2 protein-coding genes are annotated in these 782 nt (G+C 32.7%); both read left to right on the forward strand.

Annotated features, from left to right (window positions below):
- Positions 1-136: 136 nt before the first annotated feature.
- Complete coding sequence (locus H6A20_RS13050) at positions 137-412, forward strand: sigma factor-like helix-turn-helix DNA-binding protein (protein ID WP_243426228.1); 276 nt, start codon at positions 137-139, stop codon at positions 410-412.
- On the forward strand, positions 409-645 hold the full coding sequence (locus H6A20_RS13055; protein ID WP_204907530.1) for a helix-turn-helix domain-containing protein: 237 nt from the start codon (positions 409-411) through the stop codon (positions 643-645). The genes H6A20_RS13050 and H6A20_RS13055 overlap by 4 nt, the downstream gene beginning before the upstream one ends.
- Positions 646-782: the final 137 nt, after the last annotated feature.

A 782-nucleotide genomic window follows, 5' to 3' on the forward strand; every position in this document is an offset into this window, starting at 1 on the left:
TTGTATTCATGGTCATATTTACGTGCCACTTTGAATTCCTCCTTATTCTCTTGGTTTTATTATGAAATCCTTGAGAATAAGCTGTCAACTTTTTTTATACCACACCATATTATTCTGTGAAATGAATGAAATAGAAATGAATCCACCTACAACAATTGATGAACATTTCTTCGATATGACAATATTCCAAGTATTAAACTTTACAGTTTATGTATCTGATGAAAAAATCGGCACAGCTCTATGTAAGCTCTCTGCCAGACAACGTGAATTTATTCTTTTATATTATTTTCAAGATATGAATGATAAAGAAATCGCAAAATTTTATCATCTATCTCGTTCCGCCATCAGTTATACGCGGAATAGAGGACTTGAAAAACTAAAAATTTTATTGAATGAGGAGTCATACAAATGAAAAAAGATTATGGTTATCCCTCTTATGAATTGATATGCCAAGCTGCCAGTGGAGAAGAAATAGCACTCATAGAAATTTTGAAGTTCTATGAATCTTATATCTCTAAACTGTGCTTGCGTCCTTTTTATCACGAAAACGGCACAGTCAGTATGATTGTAGACGAAGAATGGAAAGGAGATATTCACACTGCAATTCTGAAAGCAATCTTGAAATTTGATATCAGAATAAAATGAGTGGTACATAAGTCAAAAAGGGAGAAGCATTTTAGAGCCTGTGAAGAAAAGTCTGTAAATAGGATTCTTCTATGATAAGAACGGGTGAAAGGCTTGAAAAATAAGCTTTTCACCCTTGTTTTATATATACCATCCGT

Source organism: Mordavella massiliensis (genome assembly GCF_016901695.1).
In the GTDB taxonomy this organism is placed as follows: Bacteria; Bacillota; Clostridia; order Lachnospirales; family Lachnospiraceae; genus Claveliimonas; species Claveliimonas massiliensis_A.

Bases quoted from the DNA above. Each gene is read 5' to 3' on its own strand.
- H6A20_RS13050 (WP_243426228.1), top strand. From the start codon at position 137: ATGAATCCACCTACAACAATTGATGAACATTTCTTCGATATGACAATA.
- H6A20_RS13055 (WP_204907530.1), top strand. From the start codon at position 409: ATGAAAAAAGATTATGGTTATCCCTCTTATGAATTGATATGCCAAGCT.